General features: G+C 60.8%; 14 protein-coding genes. 6 read left to right on the forward strand and 8 right to left on the reverse strand.

The window, feature by feature from the left end:
- Positions 1 to 106: 106 nt before the first annotated feature.
- Positions 107 to 709 (forward strand): pentapeptide repeat-containing protein, encoded by a 603-nt coding sequence (locus tag B5G40_RS01150; RefSeq protein ID WP_087398488.1) that lies wholly within the window; start codon positions 107 to 109, stop codon positions 707 to 709.
- A gap of 75 nt (positions 710 to 784) precedes the next feature.
- Entirely contained in the window at positions 785 to 2164 is a 1380-nt protein-coding gene (locus B5G40_RS01155; RefSeq protein ID WP_087398489.1) for an alanine/glycine:cation symporter family protein, read from the forward strand.
- A gap of 44 nt (positions 2165 to 2208) precedes the next feature.
- Here the strand turns inward: B5G40_RS01155 and B5G40_RS01160 are convergent, their stop codons facing one another.
- Complete coding sequence (locus B5G40_RS01160) at positions 2209 to 3981, reverse strand: CvpA family protein (RefSeq protein WP_242959108.1); 1773 nt, start codon at positions 3979 to 3981, stop codon at positions 2209 to 2211.
- A 265-nt stretch (positions 3982 to 4246) separates the two neighbouring features.
- Here B5G40_RS01160 and B5G40_RS01165 point away from each other — a divergent pair, with 265 nt between their 5' ends.
- Positions 4247 to 5905, forward strand: coding sequence for a Na/Pi cotransporter family protein (locus B5G40_RS01165; RefSeq protein WP_087398490.1), 1659 nt, complete (start codon positions 4247 to 4249; stop codon positions 5903 to 5905).
- 59 nt (positions 5906 to 5964) lie between these two features.
- On the opposite strand, the gene B5G40_RS01170 is transcribed toward B5G40_RS01165, so the two are convergent.
- The 5 genes from B5G40_RS01170 to aspS form a co-directional block, all read right to left on the reverse strand.
- Entirely contained in the window at positions 5965 to 7266 is a 1302-nt protein-coding gene (locus B5G40_RS01170) for an MATE family efflux transporter (RefSeq protein ID WP_087398491.1), read from the reverse strand.
- Positions 7267 to 7440: 174 nt separating this feature from the next.
- Positions 7441 to 8862: an Asp-tRNA(Asn)/Glu-tRNA(Gln) amidotransferase subunit GatB gene (gatB, locus tag B5G40_RS01175; protein WP_087398492.1), complete on the reverse strand. Its 1422-nt coding sequence runs from the start codon at positions 8860 to 8862 to the stop codon at positions 7441 to 7443.
- Entirely contained in the window at positions 8859 to 10301 is a 1443-nt protein-coding gene (gene gatA / locus B5G40_RS01180) for an Asp-tRNA(Asn)/Glu-tRNA(Gln) amidotransferase subunit GatA (protein ID WP_087398493.1), read from the reverse strand. The genes gatB and gatA overlap by 4 nt, the downstream gene beginning before the upstream one ends.
- A 10-nt stretch (positions 10302 to 10311) precedes the next feature.
- A complete protein-coding gene (gene gatC, locus B5G40_RS01185) occupies positions 10312 to 10599 on the reverse strand; it encodes an Asp-tRNA(Asn)/Glu-tRNA(Gln) amidotransferase subunit GatC (RefSeq protein ID WP_087268720.1) in 288 nt (95 codons plus the stop codon).
- Between the two features lie 12 nt (positions 10600 to 10611).
- Positions 10612 to 11910, reverse strand: coding sequence for an aspartate--tRNA(Asn) ligase (gene aspS, locus B5G40_RS01190; protein ID WP_087328382.1), 1299 nt, complete (start codon positions 11908 to 11910; stop codon positions 10612 to 10614).
- Positions 11911 to 12357: 447 nt separating this feature from the next.
- Between aspS and B5G40_RS01195 the strand changes: the two genes are divergently transcribed.
- Positions 12358 to 12894 (forward strand): uracil-DNA glycosylase, encoded by a 537-nt coding sequence (locus B5G40_RS01195; protein WP_087268725.1) that lies wholly within the window; start codon positions 12358 to 12360, stop codon positions 12892 to 12894.
- A 76-nt stretch (positions 12895 to 12970) separates the two neighbouring features.
- On the opposite strand, the gene B5G40_RS01200 is transcribed toward B5G40_RS01195, so the two are convergent.
- Together B5G40_RS01200 and B5G40_RS01205 are read right to left on the reverse strand one after the other, a co-directional pair.
- Positions 12971 to 13183: a helix-turn-helix domain-containing protein gene (locus tag B5G40_RS01200; protein ID WP_087188564.1), complete on the reverse strand. Its 213-nt coding sequence runs from the start codon at positions 13181 to 13183 to the stop codon at positions 12971 to 12973.
- Between the two features lie 12 nt (positions 13184 to 13195).
- The gene (locus B5G40_RS01205) at positions 13196 to 13753 is read right to left on the reverse strand and encodes a DUF2975 domain-containing protein (RefSeq protein WP_087328385.1); all 558 of its coding nucleotides are present in this window, start codon (positions 13751 to 13753) and stop codon (positions 13196 to 13198) included.
- Positions 13754 to 13899: 146 nt separating this feature from the next.
- Here B5G40_RS01205 and B5G40_RS01210 point away from each other — a divergent pair, with 146 nt between their 5' ends.
- Both B5G40_RS01210 and B5G40_RS01215 read left to right on the forward strand, forming a co-directional pair.
- Complete coding sequence (locus tag B5G40_RS01210) at positions 13900 to 14382, forward strand: RNA polymerase sigma factor (protein WP_087328387.1); 483 nt, start codon at positions 13900 to 13902, stop codon at positions 14380 to 14382.
- Positions 14376 to 15683: a DUF4179 domain-containing protein gene (locus tag B5G40_RS01215; RefSeq protein WP_087398494.1), complete on the forward strand. Its 1308-nt coding sequence runs from the start codon at positions 14376 to 14378 to the stop codon at positions 15681 to 15683. The genes B5G40_RS01210 and B5G40_RS01215 overlap by 7 nt, the downstream gene beginning before the upstream one ends.
- Positions 15684 to 15692 lie beyond the last annotated feature (9 nt).

The following is a 15692-nucleotide window of genomic DNA, read 5'->3' on the forward strand; positions in this document are numbered from 1 at the left end:
AGCCGGGCGCGTTTTTCTCTACACAGCCGGACAAAAAAGGAGTATAACATAAGCAGACAGGATGCGCCCCGCTGCCGGGGCGTATCCTCTAGGAGGCGTGACCATCATGCTGGTGCAGCAATTACATTGGGCCAGAACCGAGGAGCGGGACCTGGAGGATCTGGCCATTGAACAGGAACAGCTTGTGGGACTGGATCTGTCCCACTTGGAGTATACCCGGATCCGGTTCTATAAATGCCGTTTTGAGCGGTGCGATTTTTCCAAGGCGGCTTTTTATCAGTCGGAATTTGACGGCTGTGATTTTTCCAACTGCAGCTTTCTGGATACGGTGTGGAACAAGTGCCGGGTGTCCGGGTGCAAGGGAGACGGCGTGAAGATGATCTCCAGCCGCTGGAAGGACTGCTCGGTGACCGACAGCAGCTTTCGCTATGGGAATTTTTCCAAATCCCTGTGGAACCGGACCAGTCTGACCGGCTGCGATCTGCGGGAGGCCTCCATGGCGGAGGCCCGGGTGAGCGGCCTGGAGCCCCATGGGTCCAACTTTCAGGGGGTGGATTTTTTCCGTACACCGCTGAAGGGTCTGGACCTGTCCGACTGCCAGATCCAGGGCATTACCGTGTCGGAGAGCCTGCAGGAGCTGCGGGGGCTGAAAATCAACCCGGCACAGGCGGTGGATCTGGCCCCTCTGCTGGGGGTGCAGCTGCTCTGAGCATTCCGGCTTCGGACAAGATACAGGCATGGAACCGCCCCTGTCCGCATACCTCTGGGACAAGGGGGTGGGGCTATGACCGGATTAGAGCGGCTGGCCGATCTGATCTGGAATCCGTGGCTGCTGGGCCTGTTTCTGATCGCGGGCCTTTATTTGTCGGTGCGCAGCGGATTTTTTCAGGTAATACACTGTGGGTTGTGGCTCAGGACCACGGCGGGGGCACTGGGCAAAAGAACCGGAAAAGGTACCGGGCGGGGGCTGACTCAGCTTCAAGCCATGTCCACCGCTTTGGCGGCCACCATTGGCACAGGCTCCATCGCCGGGGTGGCCACTGCCATCTTTTACGGCGGGCCGGGGGCGGTATTTTGGATGTGGGTATCCGCCTTCCTGGGTATGATGACCGGCTGTGTGGAAAAGATCCTGGCGGTGCGCTACCGGGAAAAGGATGAGAAGGGCTGCTGGCAGGGTGGCCCCATGTGCTATATGGAAAAGGGGCTTGGGAGCCCCGCCTTGGCTACCCTGTTTGCCCTGTGCTGTGTGGCCGCCTCCCTGGGGGGCGGCAATATGGTGCAGGCCAACTCCATCTCAGCTGCCCTTCATGCCGGTTTTGGGCTGGACCCGCTGGCAGTGGGCATCGTGGTGGCCCTGCTCACCGGGGCGGTGGTGGTAGGGGGCATTGGCCGCATCGGCAAGGTGAGCGAGACCCTGGTGCCCTGTATGGCCCTCCTCTTTGTGGGCGGCGGGATGGTGGTACTCTGCTGCCATGCCCAGGCCCTGCCCGGGGCGCTGAGACAGATCGTGGAGGGGGCCTTTACCCCAAAGGCAGCCCTGGGGGGCGGCGCGGGCTACGGTATGGCGGCGGCGCTGCGGTACGGTGTGGCCCGAGGGGTATTTACCAATGAGGCGGGCATGGGCTCCTCTTCCATTGCCCACGCCGCCGCCGACACCAGAGAACCGGCGGAGCAGGGGATGTGGGGCATTTTTGAGGTGTTTGTGGCCACCATCGTGGTGTGTTCCATTACCGCGCTGGTGATCCTTACTACCGGAGTTTATCAACCGGAGGAGGCTTTGGCCGCCATCCAAAAGGGGCAGGTGACGCCGGAGATGCTGGGAGCCCCCCTGTCGGCGGCGGGGTTTTCCACCGTATTCGGTCCCTTTGGGGAAATTTTTGTGTCGGTATGCCTGCTGCTGTTCGCCTTCACCTCCCTCTTGGGGTGCTGCTACTATGGTGAGCGGGGGCTGGCCTACCTGAGCGGCTCCAACCGCTGGCGGTGGATCTACCGGCTGGTATTTTTGTGGGCGCTGGTGTGGGGCAGTGTAGCCGACGTAACAGCGGTGTGGCAGCTGGCGGATATTTTCAACGGGCTCATGGCACTGCCCAACCTGTTCGCCCTGCTGCTGCTGTCCCCGGAGGCTTTGGCCCTGCTGCGGGAGTGGAAAAACAAACAGAGATGAAAAAGCGCACGCTGCTGATGCAGCGTGCGCTTTTTGTAGAAATCTTATTCCGCCGGAGCAGGGGAGGGAGAAGCTTCCCCGGTATCGGTCTCCTCCTGAGGAGCGGGAGTGACGATCGGCGAGGGAGCGGGCTGGGCCGCTCCGTCCAGAGTGATGGTGGAGCCATCCAGAATGGAGGAGGTCTCCCCGTCAATGGCGGGGGTGTGCTGGATAGTCACCTGGTCGCCCACATTGAGAATGACAGCCAGGGGATTCTGAGCGGCAGAGATGGCGTAGTAGGTGGGATCGCCCTCCAGCTGAATGAAGTAGTAGGAGTTGCCCTCCATGACTGCCGAGCGGATGTCGCTGATGACGCCGGAGACCTCAGTGCGTGGGGTGTCCTCCGGGGTGGTGATACCCTTGTTGTTGAGCAGCTTGATATACTCCTGCTCACAGGCCGACACGGTGGAGCCGGTGGCCACCACCTGATACTGGGCCACGTTGACCATGGCGTAGCTCTTCACCAGATTGGTGGCGTCCTTCAGGGGAATGAAATAGGTGGGCTCCCCGGCGATGTTAAGCAGCAGCGGGAAGGTGGCGGTATACTTCAGGTCCTGGACCACACCTTCCGCGGAGGACATGGCCGCCGCTTCGGTGGCGCCGGGGGCGGAGTAGAACTTGGTCTCCTTGGTACGCTGATTGGACAGCAGGAAGCCCAGGTTGGACTGGTCGGCATTGGCGGAGGTAACGCCGGTGTACATATACACGTCGTCGTTGAGGGCAATATAGTTGGAGCCGCTGGTGGTGATGGTCACGTCCCGCTGGCCGAAGATGGAGTTGATGAAGCCGTTGACCAGGGTGCCATGATAGTCATACTGCTGCATGATCAGCTCAGGGGTAAACACGTTGTCCACCCAGCTGGGGATATCGGCCAGCTCATAGTAGGTGCATTCACCGGTGATGGCGTCCACCAGCACCGCACCCTGGATATCGTCACCGCCGAACAGGCCGATGGTCTTGACAATGCGGGGGGCGATCCAGTAGGGGTGGCCCTCCTCGTCGATCTCAAACTGAGGCGTGCCAAAGATAAAGGTAGGGTAGTTGAAGCGCAGGTGGCGCTCGATGTTGCGGTTAAGGGGCTCAGAGAAGGAGTATTTCATGCCCTCCTCCAGCCGGACCACCGTGGCCTCCTGGGTAACCATGTCCACCATCACATAGGCGGGCAGACCGGTACCTCGATTGGTAAACCATTTGAACAAGTCGGCGTAGGCAATGGGGGCCACGCGGACAGGCCGGCCCTGGTAGTTGATCTGGGTGGAGTCAAAGGAATATTCAAACTGACTCACCATATCGCTGAGGGTACCCATCTGGCGGTCGCTGAGGTATTCGGCGGAGGACTCGTCCAGGGTGGGAATCTCGTTGAAGGAGATCTCGGCGATGTCGGTGGCAAAGTTGCCGTCCTCCACGGTGAGCAGATCCCGGTAGGCCCCGGCCCGGAAGATAGGCAGGGAAATGAGGGTGCCCACGATGCCGATGGCGATGAGAACCAGCAGCAGGATGCCGGCCGGCAGACAGCGGGATTTGATGAAGCGCAGGTAGTCCTTGGGCCCACTGCCGTCCCGGATCAGGTCCATGCCGGAGGTGAGGATGGAGGTGACCACAAATACGATACACAACACGGCGATAAAGACATAAAAATCGCCGGACTGGGGATTGATAGGGGGCAGAGCCACATAGAAATAGACCAAGCCGATCAAAATGGTGAGTACAATACAGAGCACCAGTTTTCCGGACTTGCTTTTGGGCCCATGGGCCTTTTTGGCCGGTTGCTGTTCCATGAACGTTTCTCCTTTAGGCAATTTCGACATTTTTTTCAGTATCAGAAGGGACTGATAAAGGTAGTATAGCCCATAGTGGTGGAAAAGGCAACTGAACAGGCATTAAATTTCCATAAAATGAGTGGAAAAACCTGCCGGAGCAGAGGGAGAAAGGGAGCAAAACTTCGTACAAAATCCCATTGACGACAAACTTTACATTCGATATACTTAGACATGACATTGTAAAGAAACTGAAAAAGAAATATAAAAAAAGAGGAGAAAAAACGTGGGAAACATAAGCATCCTTCTGGGGCTGCTGGGCGGCCTGGCCTTGTTCCTCTACGGTATGCAGATGATGAGTTCCGGCCTGGAGGCCGCAGCTGGCAACCGTATGAAGCGCATCCTTGAGCGACTGACTTCCAACCGTTTCCTTGGCGTCCTGGTGGGCGCGGTGATCACTGCGGTGATCCAATCTTCTTCCGCCACAACAGTCATGGTGGTGGGCTTCGTTAACTCCGGCATGATGACCCTGCGGCAGGCTGTGTGGATCATTATGGGCGCCAATATCGGTACCACCATTACCGGCCAGCTCATCGCCCTGGACGTGGGCGCCATGGCACCCCTGTTCGCCTTTGTGGGTGTGGCCATGGTGGTGTTCCTGAAGAAACCCCAGATCCACCACTACGGCAACATCCTGGCCGGTCTGGGCGTACTCTTCATCGGCATGGAGATGATGAGCTCCTCCATGGAGCCCCTGCAGGAGTGGCCCGCCTTCGTGGATGTGGTCAGCACCTTCTCCAACCCTCTGATCGGTATTCTGGTGGGCACCCTCTTCACCGCCCTCATCCAGTCCTCCTCTGCTTCGGTGGGTATTCTGCAGGCCCTGGCGGTCAGCGGTGTGATTGGTCTGGACAGCGCCGTGTTCGTTCTGTTTGGCCAGAACATCGGCACCTGTATCACCGCTGTGCTTGCTTCCATTGGCACCAGCCGCAACGCCAAGCGCACCACGGTGATCCACCTGATGTTCAACCTGTTCGGTACGGTGCTCTTTACCACCATGTGTATCCTGACGCCGCTGACCGACTTCATGGTGAGCCTGACCCCGAATTATCCGGCGGCCCAGATCGCCAATATGCACACCCTCTTTAACGTTGTCACCACCATTCTGCTGTTGCCCCTCGGCAACGGGCTGGTGAAGCTGGCCATGTTCATCCTGCCCGACCGGAGTGAGAGCGGCGAGGAGGGAATGCACCTGGCCTACCTGGTGCCCAACCCCACCCACACCAAGCAGGAGCACCCCATCGGCTTCTCCGCCATGTATATCACCCAGCTGCGGCAGGAACTGAACCGGATGCTGGGGATGGCCCGGGAAAACATCGCCACCTGCTTCCAGGCGGTGCTGGATGTGGACCCCAAGAAAATGGAAGGTGCCGAGGCCACCGAGGACTATCTGGACTACCTGAATAAGGAGATCTCCCAGTATATCTCCCAGGTTATCGTCCATGAGACCAACGAGCAGGATTCCACCGCCGTCAGCGCCTACTTCAAGATCACCGGCAACATTGAGCGCATCGGCGACCATGCCATGAACATCTGCGAGTATACCCAGATGATGCATGATAAGAACATCCAATTCTCTCCCGAGGCCCGGGAAGAGATTAAGCGGATGGAGCAGGTCAGCCTGGAGGCCCTGGATCTCCTGGGACAGGAGGTTACCGATCCCACTAAGTGGCTGACCAAGGTATCCGCCCTGGAGCAGCGGATGGACGACATGACCGAGGAATACCGCCGCAACCAGCTCAAGCGGATGCGGAAGGGTTCTTGCTCCGACGAGGCCTGCATCATCTTCTCCGAGCTGCTCACCGACTTTGAACGGATTGGCGACCACGCCCTGAACATTGCTCAGGAGCGGGCCTCCATTTCCTCCGACGCCACCGGCGTTTAAACCAAACCAAAACTCCCCCCGGTTCAACCTTTGAGCTGAACCGGGGGGAGTTTGTTTTATTAAGATAGTGGAGTACGAAGGACCCTGCGGCTGACACCCAGAGCCAGAAAGAGGGTAAGCAGCTCTGTGACCGGGAAAGCCAGCCAGATCCCGGTGACGCCCAGCAGCCATGCCAGCAAAAGTACCAGCGCGGCAATGCCTACGCCGCCCCGGAACAGGGACAGGAGAAAGGAGGCACGGGGCTGCTCCACAGCACCCAGAAAGGAGGCGGCAATAATGTTGGGTCCGGCAAAGAGAAAGCCCCAGAAATAGATCCGCAGCCCGCTTACTGCCAGCCGGGCCAGTTCCGGGTCGCCATCCCGGTTGAACAGGGCTGCCAGGGGCTCGGCCCCGAATTGAGCGATGAGGGCCAAGGCCAGACCCACCAGACAGGAGACCAGCAGGGCCAGACGGCAGAGCCGACGGACGGTGTGATGGTCTCCCCGACCGTAGGACTGACTGATGAGAGGCTGGGCCCCCTGGGACAGGCCGGTAAACAGAGCCAGAGCCATGAGCGCCAGATTGGCCACCACGCCGTAGGCTGCCACCCCAACCGTACCGGCAGCCCGGAGCATCAGGGCGTTATAGAGAGCCAGCACCATGCAGGAGGTAAACTCATTGAGAAAGGCGGCGCTGCCCAGGCCTGCCACGTCGGCCAGGGACCGGACCGGGTTGGCAGGCCGGCTCAGCCGGTACTGATTCCGACCAGTGAGGCTGTGGAGAGAGGATAGACACAGCCCGATTACCGGAGCGATGCCGGTGGCCAGAGCTGCCCCGAAAATGCCCATATTCAAAGGGTAGAGGAAGAGGTAGTCCAGGGCGATGTTGGCCAGACTGCCGGTGAGCATGGCGGTCATGGCCAGCTTGGGATTGCCGTCATTGCGGACAAAGCACACCATTATGTGATTGAGCAGGAAACAGGGGGAGAAGAGCAGCACCGTGCGCAGGTATGCGGTACACAGAGGGAGGGTGCCGGTGTCAGCCCCCAGCAGCAGAGCAATGGGCCGGGCACAGAAGGCTCCCAGCAGAGCCAGGATGATCCCCAGCCCCAGCCCGGTGAGCAGGGACAAGGTAAAGGTGCGGTTGGCCCGGTCCTCATCCCCCTGATACCGGCAGATGGAGTAGCGGGTGGCGCCCCCGATGCCCAGCAGGATGCCCAGTCCGTTGATGAGCCCGAAAATGGGAATAGCCAGATTGAGGGCCGCCAGCCCGTCGGAGCCCAGCCGGTTGGCCACAAAAAAGGTGTCCGCCATAATGTAGCCGGACAGGCCAAGGGCCCCCAGCATATTTAAGGAGATGTACTTGAAAAATGTCCGCCGCATGGTTTGTCCTCCCGGGTGCAAATGAAAAACGTGCCTGAGTATATTCCTTCAAAGACCTACGGAATATACTCAGGCACGTTGTCTCGCCCATCCGGTGACGGGCGTCATGCACATGGTTTACTTGTGGATAAGAGCATACCAGAAGAGCGGAATCCTGTCAAGGTGTGAGGCGCGTTACTGGGACAGCTTTTCCCGCAGCACCTGGTTGACCACCGCCGGGGCGGCCTGGCCTTTCAGCTGCCGCATGACCTGGCCCACCAGGAAGCCGAAAGCCTTTTCCTTGCCGGATTTGAAGTCCTCCATCGACTTCTGGTTGGCGGCCAGCACCTGTTCCACCACGGCGGCCACCAGCCCGGCGTCGGACACCTGGGCCAGACCGTGCTCCTTAATATAAGCATCCACGTCGCCGTTGTCGGCAAAGACGGCCTCAAAGACCTTGACGGCGGTGTTGCGGTTGAGCTTACCCTCCTGAACCAGAGCGATGAGTTTGGCCAGAGTGGCGGGCGTCAGCTTCATGTCCTTGGCCTCCAGGCCGTGGGCGGACAGCTGGCCCAGCACCTGGCCCATGATCCAGTTGGAGGCCTGCTTGGGATCGGCTCCCAGGGCAACCACTTCTTCAAAAAAGTCAGCCAGAGCCTTCTGGGAGGTGAGCATCTCAGCGTCGTAGGCGGGCAGCCCCCAGTCCCGCTGATATCGCTCCCGCTTGGCCTCGGCCAGCTCGGGCTGGGCGGCCCGGAGTCTTTCGATATATTCGTCGGACAGCTCCAGCGGCGGAATGTCCGGCTCGGGGAAGTAGCGGTAATCCTGGGCGTTCTCCTTGGAGCGCATGGCGTAGGTGGCGTCCTTGTTCTCGTCCCAGCGGCGGGTCTCCTGGACCACCTGCTTGCCTTCCTCAATGAGCTCGATCTGCCGCCGGGCCTCATAGGCGATGGCCCGGGAGATGGCCTTGAAGGAGTTCAGGTTCTTCATCTCGGTGCGGGTGCCGAACTCTGTGGACCCGGCGGGACGCACCGACAGGTTCACGTCGCACCGCAGGGAGCCCTCCTGCATCTTGCAGTCGGACACGCCCAGATATTGCAGGGTGGAGCGCAGCTTCTCCAGGTAGGCGATGACCTCCTCAGCCGAGCGGAAGTCGGGCTCGGTGACGATCTCGATGAGGGGCACGCCGCAGCGGTTGTAGTCCGCCCGGGTCTGGTCCAGCCAGGGGTCGTGGACCAGCTTGCCCGCGTCCTCCTCCATATGCAGCTCGTGGATGCGGATGGTTTTGCCTTCCCCAATGTCCACTTTGCCGTCGTGGCAGATGGGCAGGTAGAGCTGGGAGATCTGATAGGCCTTGGGCAGGTCAGGGTAGAAGTAGTTCTTCCGGTCAAAGCGGCTGAAACGGCTGATCTCGCAGTTCAGAGCCAGACCGGCCTTTACCGCAAACTCCAGTACCTTTTCGTTGAGTACCGGCAGGGTGCCCGGCATACCGGTACACACCGGACAGCAGTGGGTGTTGGGCGCGCCGCCGAATTGGGTGGTGCAGGAGCAGAAGATCTTGGTTTTGGTGGCCAGCTCCACATGGGTCTCCAGACCGATGACGGTTTCCCAGGTCATTGTGCGTCGCCTCCTTTGGGGGTTTTTCTGTGCCAGCCGGTGTCCAGCTGGAAGGCGTGGGCGGCGTTGAGCACCCCGCCGTCGCCCAGGGCGGGACCGATGAGCTGGGCGCCGATGGGCATACCCTTGCCGTCAAAGCCGCAGGGCATGGACAGGGCGGGCAGGCCCGCCAGGTTGACCGACACGGTGTAGATGTCGCTGAGGTACATCTTCAGGGGATCGGTGAGGCTCTCCCCCAGCTTGGGGGCGGTGGTGGGGGCCACCGGGGTAAGGAGCAGATCATACTTGGTAAAGGCCTCATCAAAGGCCTTCTTGATGAGGGCTTTGACCTGGAGGGCCTTTTTGTAGTAGGCGTCGTAGTAGCCGGAGGACAGCACGAAGGTGCCCAGCAGGATGCGCCGCTTCACCTCGGAGCCGAAGCCCTGGGTACGGGTCTTGCAGTAGAGGTCGGTGAGATCCCCGTAGTCCTCAGCCCGCCATCCGTACTTGACTCCGTCGAACCGGGACAGGTTGGAGCTGGCCTCGGCGCAGGCGATGATATAGTAGGTGGGTACCACGTATTCCATCACCGGCAGGGCAAATTCCTCCACCTCGGCCCCACGGGCCTTCAAAACCTCGGCGGCGGCCAGCACGGCGGCGCGCACTTCTGGGTCCAGGCCTTCGCCGAAGCAGTCTGCCGGCAGGCCAATCTTCTTGCCATTCAGGTCGCCGGTGAGGGAGGAGAGGAGCCCCCCGGCGGGGGCGTCCAGGCTGGTGCCGTCCCGGGGGTCCTTGCCCTGGATGAGATCCAGCACCGCCGCGCAGTCGGCAGCGGACCGGGCGATGGGGCCCATCTGGTCCAGGGAGGAGGCGTAGGCAATGAGGCCGTACCGGGACACGGTGCCGTAGGTGGGCTTCATGCCGGTGACGCCGCAGTAGGCGGCGGGCTGGCGGATGGACCCGCCGGTGTCCGAGCCGATGGCGTACCACACCTCACCAGCTGCCACGGCGGCGGCAGCGCCGCCGGAGGAGCCACCAGCTGCCCGGGTCAGATCCCAGGGGTTTTTCACTGGGCCGTAGTGGGAGGTCTCAGAGGTGGAGCCCATGGCGAACTCGTCCATGTTCAGCTTGCCCATGGAGATTGCCCCGGCGGCGGACAGACGCTCCACCACAGTGGCGTCATAGCAGGGGACAAAGCCCTCCAGGATCTTGGAAGCGCAGGTGGTGGCCACACCCTTGGTACAGATGTTATCCTTGTAGGCCATGGGCACCCCGGCCAGAGGGGAGGCAGACAGGTCGGCCGCCGGGAAGACGGGGCCGTCCACCGTGACAAAGGCGTTGTTGCCCGGCTGGGCGGCGTGAATACGGGAGAGGGCGGCCTCCACCGCCTCCTGCTGGGTTACCTCGCCGGTGCGGAGCTTTTGCTCCAGCTCCAGGGCAGTCAGTTCATACAGTTCCATGTGTGCCACCTCACTCTACCGCCTTGGGGACCAGAAAGGTCTCGCCGTCCCCGGCGGGAGACCCAGCCAGCAGGGTCTCCCGGTCGTAGGACGGGACCACCTCGTCGGCGCGCAACACGTTTTTCAGGGGGAAAATGTGGCTCAGGGGCTCCACATCGGTGGTATCCAGGGTGTTGAGTACATCCATATAGGCCACGATGCGTTCCAGTTCCGCAGTCATGGCGGTTTTCTCCTCCGCCGGCAGCTGGAGCCGGGAGAGCTGGGAGATATAGTCGACCATATCTTCGGTGATTTTCATGTTCAATCCTCCTTACGGTTCCAGTCGGGTGCGGTCTCTGGGGAACAGACAGGCCCGGCGGACGTTGTCCAGGCCGCACAGCTGCATGGTCAGCCGTTCCAGGCCGATGCCCAGTCCGCCGTGGGGGGGCATCCCGTGCTTGTGGATCATGAGATAGCTTTCAAACTCTGCCGGGTCCATGTCCCGGGCCTCCATCTTGGCCACCTGGGCGGCGTAGTCGTGGATGCGCTGACCGCCGGTGGTCACCTCAAGACCCCGGAAGAGCAGGTCGAAGGACAGGGTGAAGCGGGGATCATCAGGGTCGTCCATGGCGTAGAAGGGACGCTTCTTGCTGGGGTAGTGGGTGACGAACACAAAATCGCTGCCCCATTCCTCCTTGGCGTACTTGCCGATGGCGTGCTCCTCCTCCGGCTCCAGATCGAAGGGGTCCCGGATCTGGTAGCCGTACTTCTCCGCCGCCAGCCGCTTGATCTCGTCAAAGCGGACGGCTGGAATTTGGGAGGTGTCGGGCAGTTCCATCCCCAGCAGATCCAGTTCAGCAGAATACTCTTTCTTCAGCAGCTCCATCAGGTGCTGGAGGAAGCCCTGCTCCATCTCCATGATCTCGGTGAAGGACTGGATATAGCCCATCTCGAAGTCCAGAGAGGTGTACTCGTTCAGGTGCCGCTGGGTGGAATGCTTTTCCGCCCGGAACACGGGAGCCACCTCGTATACCCGCTCGAAGGCCCCCACCATGGTCTGCTTGTAGAACTGGGGGGACTGGGCCAGGAAAGCCTTTTTGCCGAAGTAATCCAGGCGGAAGATGTTGGACCCGCCTTCGGCTCCGGCGTGGACGATCTTGGGGGTGTGGATTTCAGTAAAGCCCTCGCCCTGGAGGTAGTCCCGGAAGGCCCGGCCGATAGCGGCCTGGATGCGGAACACCGCCCGTTCCTTGGGGGCTCTCAGCACCACCGGCCGCAGACCCAGCTCGGTGTCCAGATTCAGATCCAGCTTTTTCTTGGACAGCGGCACCGGAAGAGGAGCGGCGGGGCGGGACAGGACGGTGAGGCTGGCGTCGGTCAACTCTTTCCCGCCGGGAGCCCGGGGTTCGATGCGCCACATACCGGCGGCGGTGACGGCGCACTCCTCGGTGGCCCCGTCCAGGGCGTCCTTTTGGGTGCAGACACACTGGACCAGACCGGTGCGGGTGCGCAGGGTGACGAAGGTGATGCCGCCCATGTCCCGCAGGGCATAGACCGCGCCGTGGATGGTGACGGGCTGGTTATTCCGGCCCTCCACCGCTTTGTCGATTTGTTTTGCCAGGAATACCATACCGTTCACAACCTTTCTTGTTTGAAAAAAATAAAAAAAGTCCCGAAGTCGATCAAAACGACTTCGGGACGGAAAAACTCCGCGGTACCACCCGTAGTTGCCCCATCACCCTTGATGGAGCCACTTGGAACTCTTAACGCGAGTAATACGGACGAACCTACCTCCCAAACGGGGCTCGGCACGCCAGCTCAAAAGTGTTGCGCCATCCCATCCTGCCGGACCGGGCTCTCAGTCGGTGACCCGGATTCTCTGTCGGCTCTCACGGGCGGCGGTCTTTGTCGCAGCCTTTATGGGCGTAGTATATGCGCTTTTGCGTGGAAAAGCAACTGTGAATTTTGACAAAATCTGCCCTAGGCAAGGAGGGCGGCCCTATGTTACAATGGGGAAAATCCTCGAAGAAAGGGGGCGGAGGACACGAAAAACTGGGACGAGCTCTATGCCGAATGTATGGACTGCCGCAAGTGCTCCCTGGCCGATACCCGGCACAACGTGGTCTTTGGCGAGGGCGCCCGGGACGCGGAGGTCATGTTCATCGGCGAGGGGCCCGGTGAGCAGGAGGACCTGACCGGACGGCCCTTTGTGGGCCGGGCGGGCCAGCTGCTGGACGATATGCTGGAGATGATCGACCTGCGCCGGGAGAAGGTGTTCATCGGCAATATGGTCAAGTGCCGTCCGCCGGGAAACCGGGACCCGCTGAACATTGAGCAGGAGGCCTGCATCGGTTACCTGCGCAATCAGGTGGCCCTGATCCGGCCCAAAATCATCGTCTGCCTGGGGCGCATCGCCGCCATTCGGCTGATGAAAGACGACTTCAAGATCACCCGGGAGCACGGACAGTGGATGGAGAAGGCCGGGGTGTGGATGATGGCCATGTTCCACCCTTCCGCTCTGCTGCGGGACCCCTCCAAGCGGCCTGAAAGCTTTGTGGATCTAAAGACCCTCCAGGCCAAGATCCGGGAGATCTGCAACCATACCTACGACTGAAGAACGGGACCTGCCTAAGGCAGGTCCCAATTTTTTATTCGTTTTTTATCACAGAAGGCAAAGGGAGCGTTATGGTTCACTCCGTCTCCGGCACATATTCCAGAATATCCCCGGGCTGGCAGTCCAGGGCCTTGCAGATGGCCTCCAGGGTGGTAAAGCGGACCGCCCGGGCGTGGTTGTTTTTCAAAATGGACAGGTTGGCCAGGGTGACATCCACCTTGGCGGACAGCTCATTGAGGCTCATCTTCCGCTTGGCCATCATCACATCCAGATTCACAACGATGGGCATGGGAACACCTCCTCAGATGGTCAGGTCGTTTTCCGCCTTCATCTCCGCCGCCTGGCGGAAGAGGGCGGATATGACCAGACAGAGCAGCCCGGCCAGAAAGAAGAGCGGAACAAAGAGTGTATTATAGCTGAACAGAGGCGCGATGGATTGGGCATAGCAGATCCTCCAGATTACACGCACCAGGGCGGCCCCGGAAATCAGAAAGCAGAGGACCGCCGACCCCAAAAGGCTTTTGGCATTTTCCAGGCAGAAGGGAGTACCTTTGAGGACAGTGCCCAGCACCCGGCGGCCCTGCCACAGGATGGCCGCTGTACAGGCGCCGCAGAAGAGTAGAAAACCAGACAAAACATCCGCCTGGATGCCGTTGCGCCCCCACATGGACCAGCCGCCGATGAGCAGCATATGCAGGGTATCGTCGATGTCATAGTCCCACCACGCCGCGAGCACCTGCTGTGAGCCGATGTGTACCAGCCCGGGCACCATGATAAGTGCAATGAGATTGCATACAAAAGTGATGGTAACCAGTATTGTCAGCACATGGGCCAGTTTCTGCACGCCGGTTCTCTCCATAACCACGCCTCCTTTGGCATCACTGTACCACGGAACACATTGCTTGTAAATGCGTTTTTATCGTTTTTCAATATAACGACGGGGCTTGTAACGTTTTGCGGAGCAAAAACGTGTATTCTATAGAAACAGAGAAAGGAGAGTGGGCTATGGATCGGGAGGAAGCCGCCCGGCTGGTGGAGCAGTACAGCCCGGCGGTATACCGGCTGGCCTACGCCCGGACGGGCAGCCGGGAGGATGCGGAGGATATCACCCAGGAGACCTTTCTGCGGTTGGTGCGGGCGGCCCCTGTTTTTCGGGATGGGGAGCATTGCAAGGCCTGGCTGCTGCGGGTAGCCGCCAACTGTGCGGGAGATCTGCACCGCTCCCCCTGGCGCAGGCGTGCGGTGCCGTTGGAGGAGGCGGGGCAAATGGCCGCGCCGGAGCCACCGGAGGAGCAGGGCATGGAGACCGCCATTCTGACGCTGCCGGAGGACTACCGGGTGGTGGTCCATCTCTATTACTACGAGGAGCTGAGTACCGCGGAGATCGCCAAGGTGCTGGGCAAGCGGGAGGGGACCATCCGTACCCGTCTGAGCCGGGCCCGGGCTATGCTGCGGGAGGACTTACAGGAGGGGGAAACGCCATGCTGAAGCAGGATTATCAGACCTGGATGGACCAGGTGGAGCCGGATCAGGACTTTCAGGCCCGGCTGACGGAGGCCATGACATCAGAACCGGTAAAAACCCCTAGACATACGTTCCGGGTGCTTGTGGCGGCGGCAGTGATGTGCGGTGCGCTTGTGGTGTCGGCGTTGGCGCTATCCCCCGACCTGCGGCAGACCCTCAGCGGGATACTGGAGGGATACACCCCCCACAGCCAGACAGTGGAGGGGGTATCGGTTACTGACCAAGGGGTGAAGGTGGAAATAGTGGCCGCCCTCACCGACGCCGCCGGTGGCACCGCCTATCTGGAGGTCACCGACCTGGAGGGAGACCGGATCGGACCGGATACCACCCTGGCCGGCGGGGAAGAACCCCTGGCCTACGACAGCGAGAGCAGCACTGCCCTGTATGCCTGGGAACTGGACCGGGGGGGCCTTTGGGAGGACGGCACGGTGGAGGTGTCGCTGTCTGGGTTCTGGCCGGGCCAGGTGCGGCAGGGCGGCATTGAGCTGCCATGGGAGGAATTTGCCTCCTTTGAGACGCTGGCTTCCACCGCTGTGACTGGCGCAGACGGGACCGCCCTTACCGCTCTGGTACCAGAGCAGACCCATATGGCCCTGGAGGGCACCGACGATGTGTGGATCTCCTCAGTGGGCTATGATCGGGGCGGGCACTTCCACATCCAGTTCGGCCTGTCGGAGGCTGTGACCCACCTGGAGGAGGCGGAAATCCTGTCCGCCGACCTAACGGACATCCACTATGTGGTGCTGGAGGGTGGACGGTATATCGATTGGTACTGGAAGGAGAGCGGGGAGCTGGCCCTGGAGGAACTGCCGGAGATGATTTCCGCCTCCTACTGGACCGGGACGGCCATTCAGGGTGACTGGACCCTTCGCTTTGAGCCGGAGCTGCTGCCCCAGCGCACGGTGGCCCTGAGCCAAAGACAGGAGGGCCTGCGCCTGGAGCAGGTGGAGCTGACCGCCATGTCCCTCAGCCTGCGGGTGGGCTTTGAGCACCCGGAGCTGGGCGTGGACGGCGGGGCCTACCTGGGTACCCGTTCCACGCTGCTCCAGCTGAAGAACGGCGAACAGGTGGCCCTGGCCTTTGACCAGCGGTATCAGGTGTTCCAGAGCGAGGATGGCAGTCTGTACACCATTCTGGATCAGACCAGCCCCGGTGGGGAGCGGTATGGCGCCCTCTATGTCTGGATCTTACCGGAGGCCATCGAACCTGATCTGGTGGAGGGCTTGTGGCTGGGTAAGACGTATCTCCCGCTGCATGAAGCTTGATCGGGACGT

Source organism: Flavonifractor sp. An9, from assembly GCF_002161245.1.
Lineage (GTDB): Bacteria > Bacillota > Clostridia > Oscillospirales > Oscillospiraceae > Flavonifractor > Flavonifractor avicola.

Coding starts and splice junctions, on each gene's coding strand:
- B5G40_RS01150 (WP_087398488.1), top strand. CDS start 107: ATGCTGGTGCAGCAATTACATTGGGCCAGAACCGAGGAGCGGGACCTG.
- B5G40_RS01155 (WP_087398489.1), top strand. CDS start 785: ATGACCGGATTAGAGCGGCTGGCCGATCTGATCTGGAATCCGTGGCTG.
- B5G40_RS01160 (WP_242959108.1), bottom strand. CDS start 3,981: ATGGAACAGCAACCGGCCAAAAAGGCCCATGGGCCCAAAAGCAAGTCC.
- B5G40_RS01170 (WP_087398491.1), bottom strand. CDS start 7,266: ATGCGGCGGACATTTTTCAAGTACATCTCCTTAAATATGCTGGGGGCC.
- gatB (WP_087398492.1), bottom strand. CDS start 8,862: ATGACCTGGGAAACCGTCATCGGTCTGGAGACCCATGTGGAGCTGGCC.
- gatA (WP_087398493.1), bottom strand. CDS start 10,301: ATGGAACTGTATGAACTGACTGCCCTGGAGCTGGAGCAAAAGCTCCGC.
- gatC (WP_087268720.1), bottom strand. CDS start 10,599: ATGAAAATCACCGAAGATATGGTCGACTATATCTCCCAGCTCTCCCGG.
- aspS (WP_087328382.1), bottom strand. CDS start 11,910: ATGGTATTCCTGGCAAAACAAATCGACAAAGCGGTGGAGGGCCGGAAT.
- B5G40_RS01195 (WP_087268725.1), top strand. CDS start 12,358: ATGGACTGCCGCAAGTGCTCCCTGGCCGATACCCGGCACAACGTGGTC.
- B5G40_RS01200 (WP_087188564.1), bottom strand. CDS start 13,183: ATGCCCATCGTTGTGAATCTGGATGTGATGATGGCCAAGCGGAAGATG.
- B5G40_RS01205 (WP_087328385.1), bottom strand. CDS start 13,753: ATGGAGAGAACCGGCGTGCAGAAACTGGCCCATGTGCTGACAATACTG.
- B5G40_RS01210 (WP_087328387.1), top strand. CDS start 13,900: ATGGATCGGGAGGAAGCCGCCCGGCTGGTGGAGCAGTACAGCCCGGCG.
- B5G40_RS01215 (WP_087398494.1), top strand. CDS start 14,376: ATGCTGAAGCAGGATTATCAGACCTGGATGGACCAGGTGGAGCCGGAT.